General features: G+C 55.1%; 2 tRNA genes and 3 rRNA genes. All 5 read left to right on the top strand.

The window, feature by feature from the left end:
• Nucleotides 1–278 precede the first annotated feature (278 nt).
• The 5 genes from BTJ49_RS15030 (at nt 279) to rrf (ending at nt 5,391) form a co-directional block, all read left to right on the top strand.
• Nucleotides 279–1,825 (top strand): 16S ribosomal RNA (locus BTJ49_RS15030).
• A 102-nt stretch (nt 1,826–1,927) separates the two neighbouring features.
• Nucleotides 1,928–2,004, top strand: a tRNA-Ile gene (locus tag BTJ49_RS15025).
• 7 nt (nt 2,005–2,011) lie between these two features.
• Nucleotides 2,012–2,087 (top strand) — tRNA-Ala (locus BTJ49_RS15020).
• A 183-nt stretch (nt 2,088–2,270) separates the two neighbouring features.
• A 23S ribosomal RNA gene (locus tag BTJ49_RS15015) occupies nt 2,271–5,157 on the top strand.
• Nucleotides 5,158–5,276: 119 nt separating this feature from the next.
• A 5S ribosomal RNA gene (gene rrf, locus BTJ49_RS15010) occupies nt 5,277–5,391 on the top strand.
• The 16S, 23S and 5S rRNA genes sit together here with 2 tRNA genes alongside, the layout of an rRNA operon.
• The last annotated feature ends 51 nt before the right edge of the window (nt 5,392–5,442 follow it).

The following is a 5,442-nucleotide window of genomic DNA, read 5'->3' as shown; positions in this document are numbered from 1 at the left end:
AAAATTTCCTTGAAAAAGGGTGTTGACGGAAACGGAAAGCGATGTAGAATGTGCGGCTCCCTCGGACGAAACGTCCTAACAAGGGACGCGAAGGAAACTTCGCAAGCGATTGATCTTTGACAGTGTGCGCAGGTGACTTGTGTGGGCGCCTTGCGGAGTTGGAGAAGTCCAACCAATGCAAGCGTCCAAACCTTTAACCTTTGTAATTCAGCGATGAATGCAGAAGTTAGGTTCGGACCTTCGAAAGAATAGATGTTCCTTCGGGAATGTCGAAAACTTAAGTGAAGAGTTTGATCCTGGCTCAGATTGAACGCTGGCGGCATGCCTAACACATGCAAGTCGAACGGCAGCATGAGAGAGCTTGCTCTCTTGATGGCGAGTGGCGGACGGGTGAGTAAGGCATCGGAATCTGCCCTGTTGTGGGGGACAACCCGGGGAAACCCGGGCTAATACCGCATACGTCCTACGGGAGAAAGTGGGGGAGCCTTCGGGCCCTCACGCGACAGGATGAGCCGATGTTCGATTAGTTTGTTGGTGGGGTAACGGCCTACCAAGACGACGATCGATAGCTGGTCTGAGAGGATGATCAGCCACACTGGGACTGAGACACGGCCCAGACTCCTACGGGAGGCAGCAGTGGGGAATATTGGACAATGGGCGCAAGCCTGATCCAGCAATGCCGCGTGTGTGAAGAAGGCCCTCGGGTTGTAAAGCACTTTTATCAGGAACGAAATCTGCACGGTTAATACCCGTGTAGTCTGACGGTACCTGAGGAATAAGCACCGGCTAACTCCGTGCCAGCAGCCGCGGTAATACGGAGGGTGCAAGCGTTAATCGGAATTACTGGGCGTAAAGCGTGCGCAGGCGGTTAGTTAAGTCTGCTGTGAAAGCCCCGGGCTCAACCTGGGAATTGCAGTGGATACTGGCTAGCTAGAGTGTGGTAGAGGAAGGTGGAATTCCCGGTGTAGCGGTGAAATGCGTAGAGATCGGGAGGAACATCAGTGGCGAAGGCGGCCTTCTGGACCAACACTGACGCTCATGCACGAAAGCGTGGGGAGCAAACAGGATTAGATACCCTGGTAGTCCACGCCCTAAACGATGCGAACTGGACGTTGGTCTCACTTCGGAGATCAGTGTCGAAGCTAACGCGTTAAGTTCGCCGCCTGGGGAGTACGGTCGCAAGACTGAAACTCAAAGGAATTGACGGGGGCCCGCACAAGCGGTGGAGTATGTGGTTTAATTCGATGCAACGCGAAGAACCTTACCTGGTCTTGACATGTCCGGAACTTGGTGGAAACACCTTGGTGCCTTCGGGAACCGGAACACAGGTGCTGCATGGCTGTCGTCAGCTCGTGTCGTGAGATGTTGGGTTAAGTCCCGCAACGAGCGCAACCCTTGTCCTTAGTTGCCAGCACGTAATGGTGGGAACTCTAGGGAGACTGCCGGTGACAAACCGGAGGAAGGTGGGGATGACGTCAAGTCATCATGGCCCTTACGACCAGGGCTACACACGTACTACAATGGTCGGTACAGAGGGTTGCCAAGCCGCGAGGTGGAGCCAATCCCACAAAGCCGATCCCAGTCCGGATCGCAGTCTGCAACTCGACTGCGTGAAGTCGGAATCGCTAGTAATCGTGGATCAGCTATGCCACGGTGAATACGTTCCCGGGCCTTGTACACACCGCCCGTCACACCATGGGAGTGGGCTGCTCCAGAAGCCGTTAGTCTAACCTTCGGGAGGACGACGACCACGGAGTGGTTCATGACTGGGGTGAAGTCGTAACAAGGTAGCCGTATCGGAAGGTGCGGCTGGATCACCTCCTTTAGAGAAAGGACGATCCACCCCGCAAGACGCCCACACAAGGCACCTGCATCCAGAAAAAGACGAGCCGCCCCCATGGGCGCGAGCTTGTCGGCACGATCAAACGGGTCTGTAGCTCAGGTGGTTAGAGCGCACCCCTGATAAGGGTGAGGCCGGTGGTTCGAGTCCTCCCAGACCCACCATCTTTTCGGGGCCATAGCTCAGCTGGGAGAGCACCTGCTTTGCAAGCAGGGGGTCGTCGGTTCGATCCCGACTGGCTCCACCAGTTTTTTCTGGATCAGCGCACACATAAGATTTTCATACGAACAGGCGTTGAAGCCTGTTTCGTGTTCTTTGACAAGCGAATCGAGTGACAAGCGTTTTGGATCATCCAATCCAAGATGTGTCGTTAAGGCAAACGGCGAAGTGTTGTTGGGCGATATGGCTCCGAGGCGACTTGGGGTTATATGGTCAAGCGACAAAGCGTATACGGTGGATGCCTTGGCGGTCAGAGGCGATGAAGGACGTGGCAGCCTGCGAAAAGTGTCGGGGAGCTGGCAACAAGCTTTGATCCGGCAATGTCCGAATGGGGAAACCCACTGCGTAAGCAGTATCGTGCACTGAATACATAGGTGTACGAAGCGAACCCGGAGAACTGAAATATCTAAGTACCCGGAGGAAAAGAAATCAACCGAGATTCCCTGAGTAGCGACGAGCGAACGGGGAACAGCCCTTAAGCGCCTTATGTTTTAGTTGAACGCTCTGGAAAGTGCGGCCATAGACGGTGATAGCCCGGTAAGCGAAAAGGCATTTGGCGTGAAATCGAGTAGGGCGGGGCACGAGAAACCCTGTCTGAACATGGGGGGACCATCCTCCAAGGCTAAATACTACTGACCGACCGATAGTGAACCAGTACCGTGAGGGAAAGGCGAAAAGAACCCCGGAGAGGGGAGTGAAATAGACCCTGAAACCGTATACGTACAAGCAGTGGGAGCCCCTTCGTGGGGTGACTGCGTACCTTTTGTATAATGGGTCAGCGACTTACTGTCAGTGGCAAGCTTAACCATCTAGGGGAGGCGAAGGGAAACCGAGTCTGAATAGGGCGCATAGTCTCTGGCAGTAGACCCGAAACCGAGTGATCTATCCTTGGCCAGGTTGAAGGTGCGGTAACACGCACTGGAGGACCGAACCCACATCTGTTGCAATAGATGGGGATGAGCTGAGGATCGGAGTGAAAGGCTAAACAAACTCGGAGATAGCTGGTTCTCCTCGAAAGCTATTTAGGTAGCGCCTCATGTGTATCTTCCTGGGGGTAGAGCACTGTTATGGCTAGGGGGTCATCGCGACTTACCAAACCATGGCAAACTCCGAATACCAGGACAGACTGCATGGGAGACACACGGCGGGTGCTAACGTCCGTCGTGAAAAGGGAAACAACCCAGACCCGCAGCTAAGGTCCCCAAGTTATAGCTAAGTGGAAAACGATGTGGGAAGGCACAGACAGCCAGGAGGTTGGCTTAGAAGCAGCCACCCTTTAAAGAAAGCGTAATAGCTCACTGGTCGAGTCGGCCCGCGCGGAAGATTCAACGGGGCTCAAGCTATACACCGAAGCTCGGGGTGCACACTTTGTGTGCGCGGTAGAGGAGCGTTCTGTACGCCTGCGAAGGTGGATCGAGAGGTCTGCTGGAGGTATCAGAAGTGCGAATGCTGACATGAGTAACGATAAGGAGGGTGAAAAGCCCTCCCGCCGAAAGCCCAAGGTTTCCTCGCGCAACGTTCATCGGCGCAGGGTGAGTCGGCCCCTAAGGCGAGGCTGAAAAGCGTAGTCGATGGGAAGCGGGTTAATATTCCCGCACCTTGCCGTAGTGCGATGGGAGGACGGAGAAGGCTAGGTCTACCGGGCGTTGGTTGTCCCGGGGAAAGGCGGTAGGCGGTATTAGGAGGCAAATCCTTCTTTTACTTACGCCGAGCACCGAGACCAGGCTCTATATGAGCCGAAGTGACTGATGCCACGCTTCCAGGAAAAGTCCCTAAGCTTCAGCTACGGTGAGACCGTACCGTAAACCGACACAGGTAGGCAGGATGAGAATTCCAAGGCGCTTGAGAGAACTCGGGTGAAGGAACTAGGCAAAATGGTACCGTAACTTCGGGAGAAGGTACGCCCCCCGGTGTGGCTACATGCGTAGCTGAGCACTGGAGGGCCGCAGTAACCTGGCCGCTGCGACTGTTTATCAAAAACATAGCACTGTGCAAACACGTAAGTGGACGTATACGGTGTGACGCCTGCCCGGTGCCGGAAGGTTAATTGATGGGGTCAGCCGCAAGGCGAAGCTCTTGATCGAAGCCCCGGTAAACGGCGGCCGTAACTATAACGGTCCTAAGGTAGCGAAATTCCTTGTCGGGTAAGTTCCGACCTGCACGAATGGCGTAACGACAGCGGCGCTGTCTCCACCCGAGACTCAGTGAAATTGAAATCGCTGTGAAGATGCAGCGTTCCCGCAACAAGACGGAAAGACCCCGTGAACCTTTACTACAGCTTCACACTGAACGTTGAGTTCATCTGTGCAGGATAGGTGGGAGGCTTTGAAACCGAGGCGCTAGCTTCGGTGGAGCCATCCTTGAAATACCACCCTGATGTGCTTGACGTTCTAACCCAGACCCGTTATCCGGGTCGGGGACCATGTGTGGTGGGTAGTTTGACTGGGGCGGTCTCCTCCTAAAGAGTAACGGAGGAGCACGAAGGTACGCTCAGCGCGGTCGGACATCGCGCACTGTGTGCAAAGGCATAAGCGTGCTTGACTGCGAGATCGACGGATCAAGCAGGTACGAAAGTAGGTCTTAGTGATCCGGTGGTTCTGTATGGAAGGGCCATCGCTCAACGGATAAAAGGTACTCCGGGGATAACAGGCTGATACCGCCCAAGAGTTCATATCGACGGCGGTGTTTGGCACCTCGATGTCGGCTCATCACATCCTGGGGCTGTAGTCGGTCCCAAGGGTATGGCTGTTCGCCATTTAAAGTGGTACGCGAGCTGGGTTCAGAACGTCGTGAGACAGTTCGGTCCCTATCTGTTGTGGGCGTTGGAGATTTGAGGGGGGCTGCTCCTAGTACGAGAGGACCGGAGTGGACGTTCCGCTGGTGTTCGGGTTGTCATGCCCATGGCATTGCCCGGTAGCTACGAACGGAAGTGATAACCGCTGAAAGCATCTAAGCGGGAAGCACGCCCCAAGATGAGATCTCCCGAGACTTCGAGTCTCCTTAAGGACCCAGGTAGACCACCTGGTTGATAGGCGCGGTGTGGAAGTGCAGCAATGCATTGAGCTAACGCGTACTAATGATCCGTGCGGCTTGACCATATAACCCCAAGACGCTTCGATGTTTCCTTACCGACACATCTGGATGTATCCCGAACGCTTGTCACTCGATTCGCCCTTTTGCCGGGCTGGCGCTCACCAAGCGCTGCCCGCACCCCTTCCCTGGCGGCCATAGCGGTGTGGTCCCACCCGATCCCATCCCGAACTCGGCAGTGAAACGCACCCGCGCCAATGGTAGTGTGGCAGTTGCCATGCGAGAGTAGGTCACCGCCAGGGACCTCATACGAAAAGCCCCCGAGATGCCTCGGGGGCTTTTTTTATGCATCG

Origin of the sequence: Oleiagrimonas sp. MCCC 1A03011, assembly GCF_003267965.1 — a bacterium.
GTDB lineage: Bacteria > Pseudomonadota > Gammaproteobacteria > Xanthomonadales > Rhodanobacteraceae > Oleiagrimonas > Oleiagrimonas citrea.
Note: the sequence above shows the minus strand (reverse complement) of the source record. Positions and strands in the feature narration are given on the sequence as shown.